Source organism: Streptomyces sp. NPDC102437 (genome assembly GCF_044765565.1).
Lineage (GTDB): Bacteria > Actinomycetota > Actinomycetes > Streptomycetales > Streptomycetaceae > Streptomyces.
The window spans coordinates 71,737-89,088 of sequence record NZ_JBIWKI010000015.1 but is presented as its reverse complement, the minus strand read 5'-3'; the positions used below and the strand labels follow the sequence as shown (position 1 = coordinate 89,088).

General features: G+C 69.8%; 17 protein-coding genes and 1 pseudogene. 6 read left to right on the top strand and 12 right to left on the bottom strand.

From position 1 onward, the window contains the following. Positions 1-9: 9 nt before the first annotated feature. Positions 10-402, bottom strand: coding sequence for a hypothetical protein (locus ACIRJP_RS20850; RefSeq protein ID WP_404176061.1), 393 nt, complete (start codon positions 400-402; stop codon positions 10-12). Between the two features lie 314 nt (positions 403-716). On the opposite strand from ACIRJP_RS20850, the gene ACIRJP_RS20845 reads away from it, so the two are divergent. Further along, the gene (locus ACIRJP_RS20845; protein ID WP_404176059.1) at positions 717-938 is read left to right on the top strand and encodes a hypothetical protein; all 222 of its coding nucleotides are present in this window, start codon (positions 717-719) and stop codon (positions 936-938) included. A 1,510-nt stretch (positions 939-2,448) separates the two neighbouring features. On the opposite strand, the gene ACIRJP_RS20840 is transcribed toward ACIRJP_RS20845, so the two are convergent. The 4 genes from ACIRJP_RS20840 to ACIRJP_RS20825 all read right to left on the bottom strand — a co-directional run bounded on the left by ACIRJP_RS20840 (position 2,449) and on the right by ACIRJP_RS20825 (position 5,678). After that, positions 2,449-2,793: a toxin-antitoxin system, toxin component, PIN family protein gene (locus ACIRJP_RS20840; protein WP_404176056.1), complete on the bottom strand. Its 345-nt coding sequence runs from the start codon at positions 2,791-2,793 to the stop codon at positions 2,449-2,451. A gap of 31 nt (positions 2,794-2,824) precedes the next feature. Then, the gene (locus ACIRJP_RS20835; protein WP_404176053.1) at positions 2,825-3,472 is read right to left on the bottom strand and encodes a DUF433 domain-containing protein; all 648 of its coding nucleotides are present in this window, start codon (positions 3,470-3,472) and stop codon (positions 2,825-2,827) included. Between the two features lie 149 nt (positions 3,473-3,621). Further along, complete coding sequence (locus ACIRJP_RS20830; protein ID WP_404176050.1) at positions 3,622-4,902, bottom strand: cytochrome P450; 1,281 nt, start codon at positions 4,900-4,902, stop codon at positions 3,622-3,624. Then, positions 4,899-5,678 (bottom strand): alpha/beta fold hydrolase, encoded by a 780-nt coding sequence (locus ACIRJP_RS20825; RefSeq protein WP_404176047.1) that lies wholly within the window; start codon positions 5,676-5,678, stop codon positions 4,899-4,901. Before ACIRJP_RS20825 ends, ACIRJP_RS20830 begins: the two co-directional genes overlap by 4 nt. A gap of 245 nt (positions 5,679-5,923) precedes the next feature. On the opposite strand from ACIRJP_RS20825, the gene ACIRJP_RS20820 reads away from it, so the two are divergent. Beyond that, positions 5,924-6,289, top strand: coding sequence for a type II toxin-antitoxin system RelE/ParE family toxin (locus ACIRJP_RS20820; RefSeq protein ID WP_404176044.1), 366 nt, complete (start codon positions 5,924-5,926; stop codon positions 6,287-6,289). Further along, positions 6,286-6,603: a helix-turn-helix domain-containing protein gene (locus ACIRJP_RS20815; protein WP_404176041.1), complete on the top strand. Its 318-nt coding sequence runs from the start codon at positions 6,286-6,288 to the stop codon at positions 6,601-6,603. The genes ACIRJP_RS20820 and ACIRJP_RS20815 overlap by 4 nt, the downstream gene beginning before the upstream one ends. 69 nt (positions 6,604-6,672) lie before the next feature. Here ACIRJP_RS20815 and ACIRJP_RS20810 read toward each other — a convergent pair whose 3' ends face one another. From ACIRJP_RS20810 to ACIRJP_RS20795, 4 genes are all read right to left on the bottom strand, one after another. Then, positions 6,673-8,706 carry an ATP-binding protein gene (locus ACIRJP_RS20810; RefSeq protein ID WP_404176038.1) on the bottom strand — a complete coding sequence of 678 codons (2,034 nt, stop codon included), beginning with the start codon at positions 8,704-8,706 and terminating at the stop codon, positions 6,673-6,675. Then, the gene (locus ACIRJP_RS20805; RefSeq protein WP_404176035.1) at positions 8,703-9,530 is read right to left on the bottom strand and encodes a DUF4255 domain-containing protein; all 828 of its coding nucleotides are present in this window, start codon (positions 9,528-9,530) and stop codon (positions 8,703-8,705) included. The genes ACIRJP_RS20810 and ACIRJP_RS20805 overlap by 4 nt, the downstream gene beginning before the upstream one ends. A 100-nt stretch (positions 9,531-9,630) precedes the next feature. Continuing rightward, positions 9,631-11,715, bottom strand: a complete 2,085-nt coding sequence (locus ACIRJP_RS20800) for a VWA domain-containing protein (RefSeq protein ID WP_404176031.1) — start codon at positions 11,713-11,715, stop codon at positions 9,631-9,633. 152 nt (positions 11,716-11,867) lie between these two features. Next, positions 11,868-12,494 (bottom strand): response regulator transcription factor, encoded by a 627-nt coding sequence (locus ACIRJP_RS20795; RefSeq protein ID WP_266731142.1) that lies wholly within the window; start codon positions 12,492-12,494, stop codon positions 11,868-11,870. 210 nt (positions 12,495-12,704) lie between these two features. Between ACIRJP_RS20795 and ACIRJP_RS20790 the strand changes: the two genes are divergently transcribed. Beyond that, positions 12,705-14,027 (top strand): hypothetical protein, encoded by a 1,323-nt coding sequence (locus tag ACIRJP_RS20790; RefSeq protein WP_404176028.1) that lies wholly within the window; start codon positions 12,705-12,707, stop codon positions 14,025-14,027. A gap of 139 nt (positions 14,028-14,166) precedes the next feature. On the opposite strand, the gene ACIRJP_RS20785 is transcribed toward ACIRJP_RS20790, so the two are convergent. After that, positions 14,167-14,985 carry a DUF4157 domain-containing protein gene (locus ACIRJP_RS20785; protein WP_404176025.1) on the bottom strand — a complete coding sequence of 273 codons (819 nt, stop codon included), beginning with the start codon at positions 14,983-14,985 and terminating at the stop codon, positions 14,167-14,169. A gap of 210 nt (positions 14,986-15,195) precedes the next feature. Between ACIRJP_RS20785 and ACIRJP_RS20780 the strand changes: the two genes are divergently transcribed. After that, on the top strand, positions 15,196-15,864 hold the full coding sequence (locus ACIRJP_RS20780; RefSeq protein WP_404176022.1) for an HhH-GPD-type base excision DNA repair protein: 669 nt from the start codon (positions 15,196-15,198) through the stop codon (positions 15,862-15,864). Positions 15,865-15,880: 16 nt separating this feature from the next. On the opposite strand, the pseudogene ACIRJP_RS20775 reads toward ACIRJP_RS20780, so the two are convergent. Further along, positions 15,881-16,432 (bottom strand): annotated as a pseudogene (locus ACIRJP_RS20775) (helicase HerA-like domain-containing protein). After that, the gene (locus ACIRJP_RS20770) at positions 16,372-16,737 is read right to left on the bottom strand and encodes a helicase HerA-like domain-containing protein (RefSeq protein WP_404176019.1); all 366 of its coding nucleotides are present in this window, start codon (positions 16,735-16,737) and stop codon (positions 16,372-16,374) included. The pseudogene ACIRJP_RS20775 and the gene ACIRJP_RS20770 overlap by 61 nt, the downstream one beginning before the upstream one ends. A 161-nt stretch (positions 16,738-16,898) precedes the next feature. Here ACIRJP_RS20770 and ACIRJP_RS20765 point away from each other — a divergent pair, with 161 nt between their 5' ends. Further along, on the top strand, positions 16,899-17,195 hold the full coding sequence (locus ACIRJP_RS20765) for a type II toxin-antitoxin system VapB family antitoxin (RefSeq protein ID WP_072488263.1): 297 nt from the start codon (positions 16,899-16,901) through the stop codon (positions 17,193-17,195). The last annotated feature ends 157 nt before the right edge of the window (positions 17,196-17,352 follow it).

Sequence of the window (17,352 nt, the reverse complement as noted above, 5' to 3'; positions counted from 1 at the left end):
AGATCGACGCTACACGGGGACGATCAGCCGCGGTTTCCCCTGATCTGCTGCGTAGCCAATGGTTTGCCACGTCCCCGATGACGGGTCCGCGCTGTGGGGGAACCCGATCGTCAGCTCGGAACGATCAACCATCCAACGGTTGCGTGCGTGGTATGCCTCGGCGGAGAGGTCAGGAGCTCCGAGTTCGACGATCTCCTTGATGCGCTTCAGGTTGCGGGCATGGGAGATGGCCTGCCGAGCCTCCTCCGGTTGCTGGGCAACCGTGCCCGGAACCACGACAGTGACGTCCGCATGCGTACTGTCCGCCAACCAGCGCAGAGTCAATGAATCGATGCCCTTCGCGCCGCCTACATAGAAGGCGCTGTGGGCGAACGCCCCGAGGTACGTGGCGAAGAGCGTCATGTACTCGTCTCGCGGGCGGTGGTCCGTGGACCTGGTGCCCGTGATCGCCACGGCGTGCATGATCAACTCCGTGTCATAGGTTGTCGTCTCCCATCAGGCTCCCACGCTTGGGACCGTCAGTGCGTGGACACCTACAAGGCTCACTGCGATACGCACGACTCCAGAATGCTTCCGGATCCTGACTTCCTCTCGCAGGACCAGCAACGCGGCGCACATTGCGTGTGGTGTGACGTCATCCTCTCCCCGAGCACGGCGGTGGACCTCGGCCCGCGGCGTCGGCACAACCGCGATGGCGCCACTGTCTGGTTCCCCCGTTGCTGCAACACCTGCGGGAAACGAGCGGCGACATGAAGATCTGCTTCTACTGCCAAGAACTCATCGAAGGCGCAGCCGAAGTGGTCGGCGACGGCTTCTCGATGAGCGGGGCACGACCTGATGTCCATGCCCATCCCGAATATGCGCCGTTCAGCGCCTCTGGTGCGGATGGACCTCACCCCAGCGTGCCGGGGCGGATCTCGGACACAGGTCGCCCGTGAGCGACTCGGCGCCCAGGCTGGGCTCTCATGCCGCTTATAGATCCCCCGAGTGCAGAACTTCAGGCACCGAATGGCTTGAGGGACACCGGCTGTGCCACGGCGAGCAGGTCATTCGTGTCAGGCCGGACGAGGCACCTGTCGAGCACCTGCACTGTGCCTGTAGTTGCCATCGTGCCGGGCGTCCGGCCTCTACCTGAGGGATCGATCGTCAGGCCCCGTCCACCCGCACCGGCAGCGACTTCACACCATTGATGAAGTTCGACGCCAAGCAGCCCAGCGGGGCCGCGAGTTGGAGTCGAACGGACGGTAGAGCCCGGCACACCTCCTCGTGCAGCGTCCGCAGCCGGAGCTGCGCGAAGTGCGCACCAAGGCAGACGGGCGGGCCGTCACCGAAGGAGACGTGGGGGTTCAGGATGCGGGTGAGGGCCAGGGCGAACGGGGCGGGGAAGAAGCATTCGCCGTGGTTGGCTGGTCGAGCGGCAGTTCACCGCCACAGCCCCGAACCAGTTTGAACCGTCGACGTCACCTGCATCAGAACGTTCTCCGGCTGGGCCTACGCCGCCTTCGTCATCCATGTCTTCCTCCCGCACGGCCGTCGGCCGGAAGGGCGCCACCGGCCTCTGCGCCGGCCTCGTCCTCGGCCCGCCAGCGGTGGCGGCCCGGCGCCGTCGGCACACCTGCACCGAGCTCAGCGGCCCTGCGACCGCCGCCCGTCCCGGACTTGTCCCGGACGGGAGATTCAGTTGCCCGGCGTCGGCAAGCGCCTGAGTCTGTGGTTCCAGGCGCACCGCTGGTCCTGAACGCCGTGAGTGAAATGCAGCGCGACCGCAAACCCCCGCTGTCAGACGCAGGGCTCGCTGCACACACCTGCTGCACAGACGTCTCAGGGCCGGATGCTACCGAGTCAGAAGAGTGACCACGTCTACTCGTTTGCCGGCCGCTCAACCAGAAGTTTCGTGAGGGAATGAGAGTGAAGTGAAAGAAATGGTGCACCTCGCTGGGCGCTGTGATCGCTGCGCGGGTCCTTCTGCTGTTGTCGAATCCGTCGGTGACTCCAGCGTCCAGCGCAATCAGCACATTCGGTCAGCTCGACTCAGGGCAACTGGCGGAAGGTTCCTCTCCGAGGGGCGCTGTCCCTGGGGTCGGAAGGCCGTCTTCCCGAACCGCGCGGCGATCGCACGATGTGGAGCTGGTTCCACGATGCCGCCGCCGTACCCTCAGCATCGGCGTCCACGCCAATTTCTCTGATCAGGCTCTGGTTCGCGCCGACCTGACCACCAGGCGAACTTGCCGACTCCACCGACCTGCTGGCAGAGATGGGCCCTGCCGATACCGGACGCCGGTGTCGGCGGGGCCCGCTCCCCGTGGACAGTCCGACAGAAGATCAGACGGACAATACGTACAGCAATGACTCACGCTGCGCGGGCCCCCGCGTCGAAACGCGCTCGGGCGCCGGAGCGTGCAACACATACCCCTGGCACCAGTTTGCGGCCCGCAGAGCTCCTCGCCGTCAAGACCAGGTCAGCCGGAGGCCATCTGCTCCGATCGCGTAGGCCGCCGGTCCCTTCCTCGTGGCCATGCGGTAGATCTCGTCCTGTGCCGCATGGATTCGGCGCACCATCTCGGCAATCGGTAACTGCTGATTGTCCAGGTAGAAGAGGACACCAGCCCCATCCACAAGCGGTTGCCGCTCGTGGGCACGAGTCTTGATCCGGCCGTCCTTGCACAGCGGATGCCACCCGCGTTCAAGGCCGTACGCGATCCATGCCTCATCAGGGATGTCCTGGGCATCGTCCGGGAACTCTTCGGCGATCAAGTGGATGCGCCATCCGAGCTCGGCCAGCCGGGTCGGCACCGTCCTGCCGAGGTTGCGGTCCAGCAGGAACTCAGGCCGATTGGGCGGCTCGGAGAATGGCCTCGACCTCGTCACGCGACATGCCGAACTCGTCGCCGACGACCTCCAACGGCTCGCCCGCTCGCCAGAGGTCGACGATCGCATCCACCTGAACCTTGTTGGACGCGACGACTGGTGCTCCCCAGCCGAACCGTGGATCGATGATCACCGGGGCGACATCCGGATACTGCATCAGGCGCAGCCGCTGCGGGGTCCGCCCGTCGGCTTCCCACGTGATGTAGCGCAGGTAGTCCTCGATGACTTCGCGGATCGGCCGTTGCCCATCGCGAGCCCGTGCCAGATCGCCTGCGTGGTCCACAAAGATTTCGACGCCGTCGGTCGCGATCCTGCGTGTGGCCAGCCCGTAGGGTTCGCCGAACTCTCGCCGAACAGCCTCCGCTGCCTCGCGAATCTTGTGGAGGCTGAGTCCCAGGTCCCGAAGCGCGTGCAAGACGTACGCCTCGACCACGGCGACGAACGGTACCGACGGCCCGCCCCTCTTCTCGGCCTCGACAGCATGGACCAGCGGCTCGCCGGCTGCCTTCTCGTGAAGCCAGCGGTACAGCGTTCTCTCGTTGATTCGAAGATGCCGCGCGGTCTCCAGCGGCGTCATGATCGGGTCCCGAAACTTGTTCACCATCAACGGCACCTCCCTCAGGCCCAGCGTTGCACATCGAGTGGCTCACCCCCAGACTCAAGCGGTTCAGGAACCGTACGTTTGGTCGGAATGCCGCCAGACAGCTTTCTCAGTCCGGTCACCCGTGGGGGTGAGGCCAGGGTCGGGACCAGCTACCAGGCGCCACCCACCCGCACCGGCAGCGACTTCAGACCGTTGATGAAGTTCGACACCAGGCGCCTCGGTGGACCCGCGGGTTCGAGCGGTGCCGGAAGAACGCGGCCCGTCTCCTCGTACAGCGCCCGTAGTTGCAGCCGTGCGAAATGCGCTCCCAGGCAGACGTGCGGGCCGTCGCCGAAGGAGACGTGGGGGTTCGGGGACCGGGAGAGGTCCAGCGCGTACGGATCGGGGAAGACTCGTTCGTCGTGGTTGGCGGAGGCGTGGAAGACGACCACCTTGTCGCCGGTGCGGATGCGGGTGCCCGCCAGCACCGTGTCCTCGCGGGCCGTGCGGCGGAATGTCAGGACCGGGGGGTGACGGCGGAGGAGTTCGTCGACGGCGGTCGCGAACCCCACCTCGCCGTTGCACAGTCGGCGGTACTCCTCGGGGTGCTCCGCCAGGAGGTGCAGGCCGCCGGGGGCCGCGCTGCGTACAGTGTCGTTTCCGGCGATCACCAGCAGGAAGAAGAACATCTCCAGCTCGGGGGCGGTCAGTTCGGGGTCCGTGGCCAGGGACGTCATGACGTCGTCGGCGGGGTGGCGGCGCTTGTGGGCGGCCAGGGCGTGGGCGTAGTCGAACATGTCGCGCAGGGCGGACGGGGAACGAGGGTTGAGCGGTTTGCCGTCCGGGCCGAGTTCCGGGGTTCCGGCCTCGTCGGGGTCCTGGTAGCCGATGACGCGCTGCGTCCAGTGGAGGAGGAGAGCGCGATCCGTGTCCGGTACGCCGAGCAGGTCGGCGAGGTTGAGCAGGGCGTAGTCGTCGGTGACCTGGGTGACGAGGTCGCTGGTTCCGTCGCCGGCCCGCGCCTCGGCGACCGCGCGCGTGAGCAGGGAGCGGGCGCGTTCGCGGACGACGGTCTCGAAGCGGTCGATGCGCTTCGGAGTGAAGGCGCGGCTGACGAGTACGCGCAGGCGGCGGTGGTGCGGCGGGTCCTGGTTGAGCATCATGCGGCGGATGAACGGCAGGTCGGCGGGGTCCGGGTCGCGGATCTGGGTGGCGCCCAGGTACGAGGAGTACGTCGCGGAGTCCTTCAGGACCCGGACCACGTCCTCGTGCCGGGTGACCGCCCAGAAGCCGGGGCCCGCCGGCCAGCCGAGCACCTCCGGTTCCTCCTGCCATGCCACGGGGTGGTGGTCGCGCAGATGGCGGCAGTGGGCGTGGGGGATGCCCTGCCCGTACTGCCTGGGGTCGAAGACGTCCGGGACGGGCGTTTCGGCGGGGGCGGAACCGCTCATGCCTCCGCGTCCGCCCGCAGGAAGTCCTCCACCACGCGGATCAGGTCGAGCGGGGCCTCGTCCATCGCGTAGTGGCCGCACGACGGCAGCTCCACCAGTTCGGCCCGGGGGAACCAGCGCATCCAGGTGGCGCGCTGCAACTCGGCGGAGAGGGCCGGGTCGAGCGCGCCCACGACGGCGAGGGCGGGCACGAGCGAGCCCTCGACCTGGTCGTGGAAGTCCTCGCCCGCCCAGGAGTCCAGCCAGGCCCGGAACGCCTTGGCGTCGCTGCACGCGACCGAGCGGCGCACCATGCGGTCCAGCCAGCCCGCGGGTCGCCGGCCTCCGGTGGTGGTGTCGAGGATGATCCGGCGGTTCTGCGGGGTGTGCGCCGCCGCGGCGAAGAGCTCCCACTGCTCGGGCGGGAGCGGCAGGCCGGACGCGGGGACGGGCGAGACCCCGACGATCCTGCGTACCCGGCCCGGCGCGGCGGCGAGCGTCCGCTGGATGACGGAGCCACCCATCGAGTGACCGACCAGCGAGAACCGCTCCCAGCCGAGCCGGTCGGCCAGTGCGAGCACGTCCTCGGCACCCTCGGCCGTGGTGTACGAGCCATCCGTGTCCCGGGCCTCGCCGTACCCCCGCAGGTCCACCACCGCGTACTGGAACGAACCGAGGTCGAGGTCCGGCAGCACGGGGGCGTACGCGGAGCGGTCGGCGAGCCAGCCGTGCACCGCGATCACCTTGTGCGGGCCGTCGCCGTGCAGTTCGTGGGGCAGAACAGGCAATGCGGTCACGCTGACTCCCGTCACAGTGCGGAGAGGACCGGTCGGCCACCGGCCGACCCTGCCCACGGTGGCGGCAACCCCGATTTCGCGCAAGGCTCCACGCGAATGCCCCTGAAGCCAGGCCGGCAGCAACTCGGTGCGCCACCCGTTCGAGGGACAGCTGGCACGTTTCGGCCTCACCTCGCCCACAGCATGCCAGCGTACTAGTATGTATACGTACTACGCGGCGAGGGCACATGTCCTGGAGCCTTGAAATGGTGGGCGAGGTTCGCGAGTGGCTGCTCGGCTTGCGAAAGGCTGATCGGGACACGGCTCGGCTTGTGGGGCAGGCTCTCCAAGCGCTCGTCGAGGAAGGGCCCGACCTTGGACGCCCTCTGGTGGACAGGATCAAAGGGTCGTCGATACACAACCTCAAAGAACTGCGGCCCGGCTCTGGCGGGACGAGCGAGATTCGCATCCTGTTCGTCTTCGACCGCGACCGCAACGCGGTTCTCTTGGTGGCCGGCAACAAGTCGGGAAAGTGGCGTGAGTGGTACAGCCAGTCGATCCCCGTAGCCGAGGGGCGCTACGACGACTGGTTGACACACTTGGCTCAGCGGCAGAAGGGCACGTCGAAATGACTAGTTTCCATTCCTGGGACGAAGTGAAGAACGAGGTCTTCGATGCCGAGGATCTTGAGGAGATCGAGCGCGGAGCCCATCGCATGGTGGCCGAGGCGCGAGCGCATCGACTGGTCGAAATGCGGAAACAGCTGGGTCTGACCCAGAGCGAGATCGCTGATCGTATGCACGTGCGGCAGGAGCGGGTGTCGGCCATCGAACGTGGGAAGACCACAGCCACGGAGGTCGGAACCATTGCCGCGTACATTGCCGCGCTCGGCGGGCAGTTGGAGATCGTGGCCAACTTCAATGGCTCCCGTGTCGTGATCGTCTGACGCTGTGCCCGACCGGCTCGTCCGGGCACAGTGAGCGGGTCTTCCAGGCGGTCGACAGATGTCGCGCGCTCAGGTCAGCAGCTCCAGGTACGGGCCGAACTCCGACGCCAGGGTCAGCCGGCCCAGCTTCTGGTACTCGCGCTGGATCGCGTGGATCAGCGTCGGCATCGTCACCGGCTCGCCCGTGTCCGCCGCCAGGTACGCGGACGTCACCGCGACCGAGCGGATGTTGCCGCCCGCCAGCTCGAAGTTCTCCGCGCAGAAGGCGAGGTCCAGGTCCTTGCCCCGGGGAAGTACGGGGCCCAGGCAGCGCTCCCAGAGGACCAGGCGCTGTTCAGGATCCGGGACCGGGAAGTCGATGACCAGGTCCAGGCGGCGGGTGAACGCGTCGTCCAGGTTGGCCCGGAGGTTGGTGGCGAGGATGGCCAGACCGTCGAAGGACTCCATGCGCTGGAGGAGGTACGCGCTCTCGACGTTCGCGTAGCGGTCGTGGGCGTCCTTCACGTCGGAGCGTTTGCCGAAGATCGCGTCCGCCTCGTCGAAGAGCAGGACGCCGTTCACACCTGCGGCCTCCGAGAAGATGCGCTCCAGGTTCTTCTCCGTCTCGCCGACGTATTTGTCGATCACCGTCGCCAGATCCACCGTGTACAGGTCCAGGCCCAGGTCCGCGGCGATGACCTCGGCCGACATCGTCTTGCCGGTGCCGGAATCGCCGGCGAAGAGGGCGGACACGCCCCGTCCCCGGCCGCCGCCGGGGCGCATGCCCCACTCCCCCAGGACCCGGTCGCGATGTCTCGCGCGGGCGGTGAGTTCGCGGAGCTGGGCGTGGGTGTCGGGCGGGAGGACCAGGTCGTCCCAGGTGACCGTGGGTTCGATGCGGCGGGCCAGGCGGTCCAGGCCCGCCGCGTTCTGGGCGCGGGCGCCCTGGCGGACGTGGTCGGGGGTGAGGGTGCCGCCGTCCAGGTGGGTGGTCTGGGCGGCGCCCCGGGCCGCGCGGGTGATCTGTTCCGGGGTGAGGAGGAACGGCGCGAGCAGCCGTTCCACGTCGACGGTCCCGGGTACGGGCGCGTCGTACGCGTCGGTCCAGAGGGCCGCCCTGGTCGAGGGTTCCACGCGTGGGGCGTGCAGGAGCAGCGGCGGGGCGGCGGACCAGGACGCGTCCCAGGGGGCCCGGCCCACCAGGATCGTGGGGACCGGGGTGCCGGTGAGCAGCCGGAGGAGCTCCGGGTGTTCGCGGCAGACCGCGTCGATCGGGGCGCAGACCACGCCCGCACCGGTCAGCCTGGCCTCGCGGACCAGGGAGCGGACCGCCTCGGCCGGTGACGGGTCCTCGGCGAGGTGCGCCAGGTCCAGGCCCAGGACCCGGTGGCCCGCACGGGTCAGCGCGGAGGCTGCGAGGGCGGTGCCCGCACCGCCCTGGTCCTCGCGGAGGTAGGCCAGCGAGGCGCCGTGGGCGAGGGCCCCGGCGAGCGGCGCCGGGTCTCCGACGCCCGGTACGGCGTGCCAGGGGGCGAGGAGGTCGGCCAGCCGGGGGTCGGGGGTGTCGTCGCCCAGGAGGTGGGCGGTGACCCTGTCGGGGACGCGCAGTGCCCGGCTCAGGAACGGACGGTCAAGGTCCTCGACCAGGAGGAGGCGGCCCTCGCGGAGCGGGGCGCGGGCCGCGAGCCGGCCGCGCGCCACCTGGTCGGCGGGGGAGAGCCCGCACAGGCCGAGCGCCAGTCCGATGGACGGGCGGCGGCGGGTGACGTCGTCGTTCAGGTAGCCGTAGAACGCCTCGAAGCGGTCGTCGAGGTCCGGTACGAGCGCGATGAGGAGGATCTCGACGTCGAGGGCGGTGAGGCCGAACTCGGCGGCCAGGGACGTGAGTCCGGTCTGTTCCGCGGGCGCCTCGACGGGGTCCGGTACGGGGTACGGGAAGGCGCGGGCCTCGTCCTCGTCCAGCAGGCGGGCGATGTTCTCGTCCGTGAGGTAGAGGCCACGGAAGGCGTCGTCCGGGTCCGGATCGGTGAGCTGCCGGGCCTCGACCGCCCGCCGGATGCGCTGCTCCACCGCTACGGCGCGGGCGAGGAGGTGACGCAGGTTCGGATCGCCCGCGGTGGTCATTCGGCGCTGTCCTCCGTAACGGCCTGGTGGGACTTCGTACCGGACTCCCGGGATCCCGCACCAGTACCGGACTCGCGTGGGTCCCCGCCGGCTCCCCGGGTCTCCACGATCCGGAGGGACAGGCCGCGTCGTCGTTCCGCGTCCGGGATGCGCGAGGCGGTGCCCCCGCCCGGCCGCCCCGGGCGTCCGCCGTACACCGGGAGGCCCCCGCGGCCCGGCATCGGCTCCGATACGGGCTCGGTCGGCTCGGGTACGTCCCCGAAGCGGGTCTGCAGCCCCTCGTCCCCCACCGGCGGACCCACCACATAACTCGGCGACGCCGTCACCGGCACGCTGACCACCAGGTCGAGCGAGGGCTTCAACTCGCCGCCCAGCGCGCTCCACACGTCGGCGAACGAGCGGTCCTCCGGCGGCGGCAGCGCGATCGACATCGGTACCGGCGCCCCGATCTCGGCCAGGGTGCCCGCCAGCCGCTCCGGGGGCAGCGCCTCGTAACGAAGCAGGCAGCCGAGCAGCGAGGAGAGCAGCCGGTGTTCGTCCTCCGGGCGCTTCGTCCATGCCGTGATCAGGTACGACAGCTTGAAGAACCGGGGCGGACGGCGGCGGGCGATGATCGTGCCGCGTTCGTCGTAGTCGTTGTGCAGACCCCGCTCGCGCCTGCGCATGTCCTCGCGGATGTCGTAGAGATACAGGTTGACCATGGGCGCGTTGACCTTCGCCGCCCATTCCCGGGTCGGGGCGTCGAAGACCACCGCGATCTGTCCGCCTTCGAGCACCTCCGCCCTGATCAGCGCCCGCAGTACGTCGTCGACCTCGTGGATCACCCGATCACTCCCGTGCGGTCATCAGCCGTGCGGTCATCGGCCCTGTCACCGGTCCTGCGGCCACCGGCCGTACGGTCACCGGCCGTACGCTCACCGGCGCTCATGCGCGGCCCGCGAAGTCCGGTGGCTGAAGATTCCGCTGCACCACCAGGACCGGTTTCTTCAGCCGGGCTAGGTCGCGCGAGTCCGCCCGCAGCTCGCGCGGGCCGAGCTTGTCCTTGCGCAGGACCAGGACCTGGACCTCGAAGGTGCCGTCGCGGCCCACCGTGGCCGTCGCTCCTCCGGGGGTGATCCCGGTGTTCCACGTGAAACGTACGGTCGCGCCCGGCGGGTAGTCCTTGCCGCGGGCCAGCACCGGCTGACCCGGCTTGGCGACCTGCGGGGTGACGGTCAGGGAAGGTTTCAGTACGCGCAGCCGGTCGGTGTCGTGGTTGTCGGCCTTGCGGCGGTCCGGCAGCGTGCCGCGCACGGTGGCTTGTACGTCCCCGGTGACCGCCGCTCGGTACGTACCGGTCTGGGTCACCTCGATGCGGCCGCCGGCCGGGATGGTGCACGGGTTCGCCGCTGTGCACCGGGTCAGGGCGGGCAGGCTGCGGTCCTTGCCCTTGGACGTTTCGGGCCAGGCGGAGCCGATGACCACGCCGGTCGCCGGGTCCGGACCGGCATTGGTGACGACGAAGCGGGCACGGGCCGGGCGGCCGGTGTACGTACGGTCGGGGCTGACGTCGACCTTCATCGCCACATCCGCCGAGGGCGGGACGGGGGCCTCCAGGACCTCGATCTCCGCCGTGTCCGTCCCCGTGTTGCCCGCCGAGTCCGTCGCCGAGCAGGTCACCGTGGTGCGGCCGACCGGGAAGAGCGAACCGGAGTCAGGGGTGCAGGTCACCGGGAGCGTGCCGTCGGTGGCGTCCTGGGCGGTGGCGGCGTACGTCACGCGCGCGCCCTCCTTGTCTTTGGCCCGGACGGTCAGATCGTCCACGGTGACGACCGGCGCGTCGATGTCGTTCACATCGATGTTGATCTGCTCCTGGAAGTCGGGATCGGCCGCCGCGGCCGGCCCGATCGTTTCCGCACCCGGTGCCTGGGTGCCCATCAGGAACTGAACGGTGCAGCTCAGCCGGGTGCCCTGGGGCGCGTCCGCCGAGACGTCGATGTTCTCCGCGAAGTGCGCAGTTTCCCCGCTGGTCAGCTGCTGGGTGGGTGGGTCGAGGCTGACGGACAGATGCGGATCGCAGTTGTCCAGGCGGTAGCTCACGCTGGTGGGAAGGTTGTTGAAGCCTTCGATGATGGCGTCGGTGACACCGTCTCCGGGAATTCCGTTCAGCATGCGGCCGTTGGTGGCCTCGGCGATCCGTTTGGCCTGGTCCGGCTCGTGGTACGGGTCCTGGTAGGTCGGGCTGCTGTATCCGTTGCCGTTGAGCCCGTCACCGTCCTCGGTCGTCACGTCGACGGCGATGACCCGTACCCCCTTGTCCTGGAGCGCGAACACCGCATCCTCGTAGGGGATCTTGTTGCTGGGGTTGTGGCTCGACGCGTCGCCCACCAGGACCACGACCGGGCTGGCGCCCTCTCGGAAAGCCGTACCGCCGTCCGCGCCGTTGGCCACTTTCCACAGCGCGTAGATCCAGTCCTCCGACGGACCTTTGCTCTTGTATCCGCGGGAGGTGTTCAGGCCGTCGACACCCTTCTGCACGTCGACCAAGTTCGTTGTCAGCCCTTGGAGAACAGCGAACTCCGCCGTCGGATCGTCCTTCTCGTCACCATAGGTGGCCACCGCGAAACGGGAGTCCGGCTGCTGTCCAAGGACCTTCGTCGTGATGTTCTTCAGACCTTTCTGCACATCGCCGATCGGTTTGCCCATACTCCCGGTGCCGTCCACCAGCAGCACCACATCGGGTTTCGGCGGAATGGCGGGCGTACGCACCTGCTTATCCACCCCCGTGGAACCACCGGGGTCGACCGCGTCGGTGAACTCGGCAGGGGTGACCCAGGGTTCGGGCACCGCCACCGCCGGCGCACCGGAGGTGACGGCCGAGCCGGGGGCGATGCCGCCGGCCACGAGAAGCAGTGCGAGGGCCGGAATCCGGAGCGCGGTGAGGGTGCGGCGCGAGGCGGGCGGCCGCGCCCGGACCGATCCGTCCCGCCGCGACCGCGGCGCCCGCCGAAGCGGCTGGTACCAGCGCACGGAAGTCCTCCCCCACCCTCGCCCGATCCGGCACACCGGACGTCAGGGTCCTGTACCGGCCGCGGACGCGCAGCGGTGCGGAAGTCACACCCTCGGGAAGCCCCCGCTGCCCGAAAGGGCACCGGGGGGATCTGCCGGAACTGCGGGGCGGCTCAGATCAGCCCCTGCCGCATCGCGTACGCCACCGCGTGCGACCGGTTGCGCAGCTGCAGCCTGGTCATCACCGAGTGCAGCACGTTCTTTATGGTGCGCTCGGAATAGGCCAGCTTCGTCGCGATGTCCGCGGTGTCGTACCCCTCCGCGACCAGTCTCAGCACATCCACTTCGCGCGCCGCGAGACCGGTGAAGTGCAGGCCACGCGGGCCGAGCACCTGCCCCTGGAGGCGGCCCACCTCCTCCAGCAGCCGCCCCAGCAGGTCGGACGGGAGATGGCCCTCGCCCCGCGCCACCGTCCCGATGACCTGCACCAGATGCTCCGGGGTCGCTTCGGAGCGCCTGACCACACCGGCGACACCGCACTCGGCGGCGCTCACCAGCTTCTGCTCGTCGATGTCCGTGGTGACCAGAACGGTGCGTGAGGTGCTGGTGCGCTGGATGTGGCGCAGCATCGTCAACACCGCCTCGTCGACCGCGTCCACGACGACGACCACGATCCGGGGAGAGGCCTCTCCCTCCCCCCACTCCGTCACGCTGACCTCGGGCCGGGTCCGCAACTGGCTGGCCACGCCCGCTTGTGAGATCGGATCCTGGGCCCGTAATGCAACAGTGATGCGCTCCATGGCAATGCTCCCCCTGGGCAACAGCCGATGGCGTCACGTCGATCACAACCAGCACGGCTGTTTTCGTATGCCTCAATCGTCTGAGGCGGTCAAAAGATGCCCGCGTATCCCTACAGGGAAACAAAAAGGCCGATCCGGGCACAGAATCTGCCCGGAAGTGTTCCTTCACGGCCGATGTCGGCGTTCAACGGCGAACCTACGGTGCCGCCTATGAGTCTCACGGCAAGCCTCGACGATTCGTCCGTCACTGCCGCACCGGGCGAGGAGACGGCCCTCCCCCTGCGGATCCTCAACTCCGGCAGCACCGTCGAGGAGTACCGCTTCGAGGTGGTCGGCGCGTGTGCCGCCTGGTCGACGGTCGAGCCGGCGACGCTCTCCCTCTATCCGGGCGACTCGCAGACGGTCTCCCTCGTACTGCGTCCGCCCCGGGACTCGACCGTACCGGCGGGCGAGACGCCCTTCGGGATACGGGTGGTGCCCACCAGCGAGCAGGGCGACACGGTGGTGCCCGAAGGGCGGGTGACCGTACTCCCCTTCACCGAGACGACCGCCGAACTGGTGCCGCGCAGCTCGCACGGCGCCTGGCGCGGCAGGCATCAGCTCGCCGTCGACAACCGCGGGAACGCCCCCCTCACCGTGCGGCTGGGAGCCCAGTCGGGCACGGAGCGGGCACGGGTCTCGTTCGTGGCGGACACACTGTTGATCGCGCCCGGCCGGGCGGAGTTCGGGAAGGTACGGATCCGGCCCGCCAAGCGCGTGTGGCGCGGCATCCCGGTCACGCATCCCTTCCAGGTGGTCGCCACCCCGGAGGTGGCCGAGGGCGAGGCCCCGGTCGCACCCGTGGTCGTGGACGGCTCGTACCAGCAGGAACCGATCCTGCCACGCTGGCTTCCCCGGGCGCTGATCACCGCGGCCGTTCTGCTGATCGCGCTGGTGGGCCTCTGGTACGCGCTGCTGCGCCCGGCCGTGAAGTCGGCGGCCCGCGAGGCGATCACTCCGGACGCGGTACGGTCCGCCGCCGCGGCCGACAAGAGCAAGGCGCCCGAGAAGGGGTCCTCGGCCGGTGCGGCGTCGGGCGGGGGCGATTCCTCCGGGGCGGACGGGGGCTCGCCGAAGCCCAGCCCCTCACCGAGCCCCGGTGCGGACTCCGACGCGTCGGCCGCCGCCCCGACCAGTGCTCAGGTGCAGGTCAAGGACTCGGTGGGCAGCGGGTCGAACACCTCGACGGCCCTCCAGGTGCCCGCCGGGCACACGTTCCAGCTGACCGACATCGTGGTCCAGAACCCGCAGGGCGACGCAGGGACGGTCGTGGTCTCCTCGGGCCGGGACGCGCCCGTGCTCCGGCTGGCGCTGGAGAACTTCCGGGACTCGGACTACCACTTCGTCACGCCGATCCTGGTGCCCGCCGGGGGCAAGGTCACGATGACCGTGGACTGCCGGAAGGTCGGCAAGCCGGTGAACGCGCCGACGCCTTCGCGGTGCTCGGAGTCGCTGTTCCTCGGCGGCACGATGAAGACGGACACGGCGGACTGACGGGGCTGGGCGGGGCGGAACAGGATTGGGCGGTCGGGGCAGCGCGGCCCGCAGCAGTGGGCGCCGCCCGCCAGGGCGCTGCCCGCCGAAGCCCCGCCCGCCGAAGCCCGGCCTGCCGGGGCTCCGACCCCGCCCTCCCTCACTCCGGCGGAGCCTCTTCCTCCTCCTCGGCCCCTTCCTTCGCACGCTGCACGAACGAGCCCTGGACATCGGCCGGTTGCTCGTCCTCGTCCTCCGTCGCGGCCCGCTGCACGGACGCCGCCGGAGCCGGCGCCGAAGCGGGAGCCGAATCCGAAGCGGGGGCCGACGCCTGGGCCGGGTCCGACAGCACCCGGTCGGCATTCGCGACGGCCTCCCGCTCGAACCGGTCGGAGGGGTCGCTCACCCGGATCCCGCCCGCCGCCTCCGTACCGTCCACCGGGCCGTTGCGCTGCTGGATCACATGGGTCAGCTCATGGGCCAGCGTGGTGCGGCCCTGCGGCGAGGACGGATCGTAGGCGTCCCGCTGGAAGACCACGTTGTTGCCGACGGTGTAAGCGTGGGCGCCCACGCCCTTCGCGGACTCATGGGCGGCGGAGTCCGTGTGGATGCGTACGTCGGAGAAGTCCGCCCCCATCCGCCCCTCCAGGTCGGCGCGGGTGTCGGTGTCCAGCGGCTGTCCGCCGCCCGACGAGACCACGTCGTGCACGGGGGAGCGCTCTTCCTCCTCCTTGCGCTGAAGCATCGACCCCACGGCGCTGTTGCCGACCGCCCGTTGGAGCACGCTCATGCCGCCGGCCCCGACGACATCGGGCCGCCCGGACGCCGCCGCACGGTAGAGGTGCGGGGTGCCCGCCGGCTCCCGGCCCTCGGACGCCCGCGACGCGTGCATCGGCTCGTCGTGCTCATGCCCGTGCCCGTGATCCCGCTCGTGGTCGTGGTCGTGTTCCTGGTCCCAATCCGGTGCGTGCATCGTCATCTCCCCTGGCCGCGCCCCGGTCGAAGGCGCGTCGTGATGGCCTCACCACTCCACCTTCACGACGCCCCACAGCCCCGTCCAGCCCGGACCCCGCCGGCCGGGGGCAGCCGGTGCTGCCCCTTCGGGCAGCCGCTTCGTCCGTACGGCAAACGGCTGCACCGGCGGGCAGTGGAGTGGCCGGGCCGCACCGCCGTCGGGATGATCGGTGGCATGACCAAGAGCGACGTGGCCAAGAGCGACAAGGGCAGCGACAACGACAGCCACGAGAACAGCGACAAGGACCAGGGCATCACCCTGCGGATCGCCCAGGAGCCGAAGGCGGACGAGCTCCTCGCTCGCAGCCCGCTCGCCGCGCTGGTGGGCATGCTGCTGGACCAGCAGGTGCCGATGGAATGGGCCTTCTCCGGCCCGTACTCGCTGGCGCAACGGATGGGCGGCGACGATCTGGACGCCCATGAGATCGCCGTCCACGACCCGGAGGCGTTCGCCGAGCTCTTCACCACGAAGCCCGCCCTGCACCGCTATCCCGGCTCCATGGCCAAGAGGGTCCAGCAGTTGTGCCAGTACCTGGTGGCGGAGTACGACGGCGACGCGAGCGCGGTGTGGACCGATGTCTCCGACGGTGCCGAGCTGCGCAAACGGCTGAACGCGCTGCCCGGGTTCGGTACCCAGAAGGCCCAGATCTTCCTGGCGTTGCTGGGCAAGCAGTTCGGGGTCCGGCCGAAGGGCTGGCGGGAGGCGGCGGGACCGTACGGCGAGGCCGGCTCGCACCGGTCGGTCGCCGACATCACCGGCCCGGAATCGCTCGCCGAGGTCCGCGCGTACAAGCAGCACGCGAAGCAGGCGGCCAAGGCCACCGACCGCGCCACCGAGAGGTAACCCCCGCCTCCCCCTCCTACCGCCTGCGGCCGGCCGTGCCGAAGAGTGACCGCGAGATCTCCCGGCCCAGCCGCGTACCGACGGACCTGGCCAGCGACCGGAACACCCCGCTCGCCACCGCCTGCTCCCCCAGCGAGGCATGCTCCTCGGCCACCTTCCCGGCCCCGCGCGCCCCCTCACCACGGACCGCCCCCTCCACAGCGGCCCGGTCCGCGGCACTGGCCGCCTCAGCCTCGGCCTCGGCCTCGGCTTCCTGACCGGCGCTCAGCTTCTCGTACGCCGACTCCCGGTCCACCGCCTGCGCACAACGCCCGTACGACGACGCCCCCTTCACGGCCGCTTCGAGCTCCGCCGCCGGCCACGCCCATCAGCGACCGCGGCGCCCGCCCCGGGTCGCGGCGACCGGCGCTGGCGCACCGTTCTCGCTCAGCACCGTGATCACGGCCTCGCCGATGCCCAGCAGCGTCAACAACTCCTCCAGGTCGTACTGCGAATGAGGGAATGTCTTCACCGTCGACCGCAGCGCCTTCGCATCGTGCGGGGTAAAAGCGCGCAGCGCGTGCTGCACCCGGTTCCCGAGCTGGCGCCAGCACCTCCGCCGGCACGTCGCGGGGCGTCTGCGTGACGAAGAAGATGCCGACGCCCCTGGAGGCCCCGTCGAAGAGCAGGTGCGCCTCGTCGAAACCCCGATCCCTTTGATCTCGGCCTTTCCGGCGTCCGAGACAAGGAAGGCGACCACGGACCCTGGTCGAGCTCCAGCACCTTGGACAGGAGTGCGGGGCCGAAGCTGGTGACCGTCGCGCGCAGCGGGATGCCGGGGCCGATGCCGCCGAGCGCGTAGAACTCGCACGGGAAGCCCTCGGCCTCCCACACCTGCCCGCCGGCTCCGGCAGCAGACCGGCACTTTCGGCCGTGTTCTCGCTGTCACTCATCAGGGTCCCATTCCGGAATGCATGGATTTGCGGCATTCTTACCAGGATCGCAGTACTGCCCCATGGCTGCGCCCGGAGGCTCCTGCCCGGTAGGCTTTCCGTGTGATCTTCAAGCGCATCGGAAATGGGCGGCCTTATCCCGACCACGGCCGGGAAAGCACCCGGCAGTGGGCGGACGTCGCGCCGCGCCCGGTCCGCCTCGATCAGCTGGTGACCACCAAGGGCAACCTGGACCTCGAAACCCTCCTCGCCGAGGATTCGACGTTCTACGGTGACCTGTTCGCGCACGTCGTGAAGTGGCAGGGCGACCTCTATCTGGAGGACGGACTGCACCGCGCGGTCCGCGCCGCGCTTCAGCAGCGCCAGGTACTCCACGCCCGCGTGCTCGAACTCGGCTGACCGGAGCGAGTCCCGTCCACGGACCCGGCTGTCCCGTCAACGGACCGTCCCGTCCATGGGCCGTCCTGCCCCTGTGCGACCCACGGGCCGCTCGGGGGTCCGTCCGGGGTTCGTTCGGGTGCTTTCGCACTCGGACGGGTGCGATCCATTGATCATT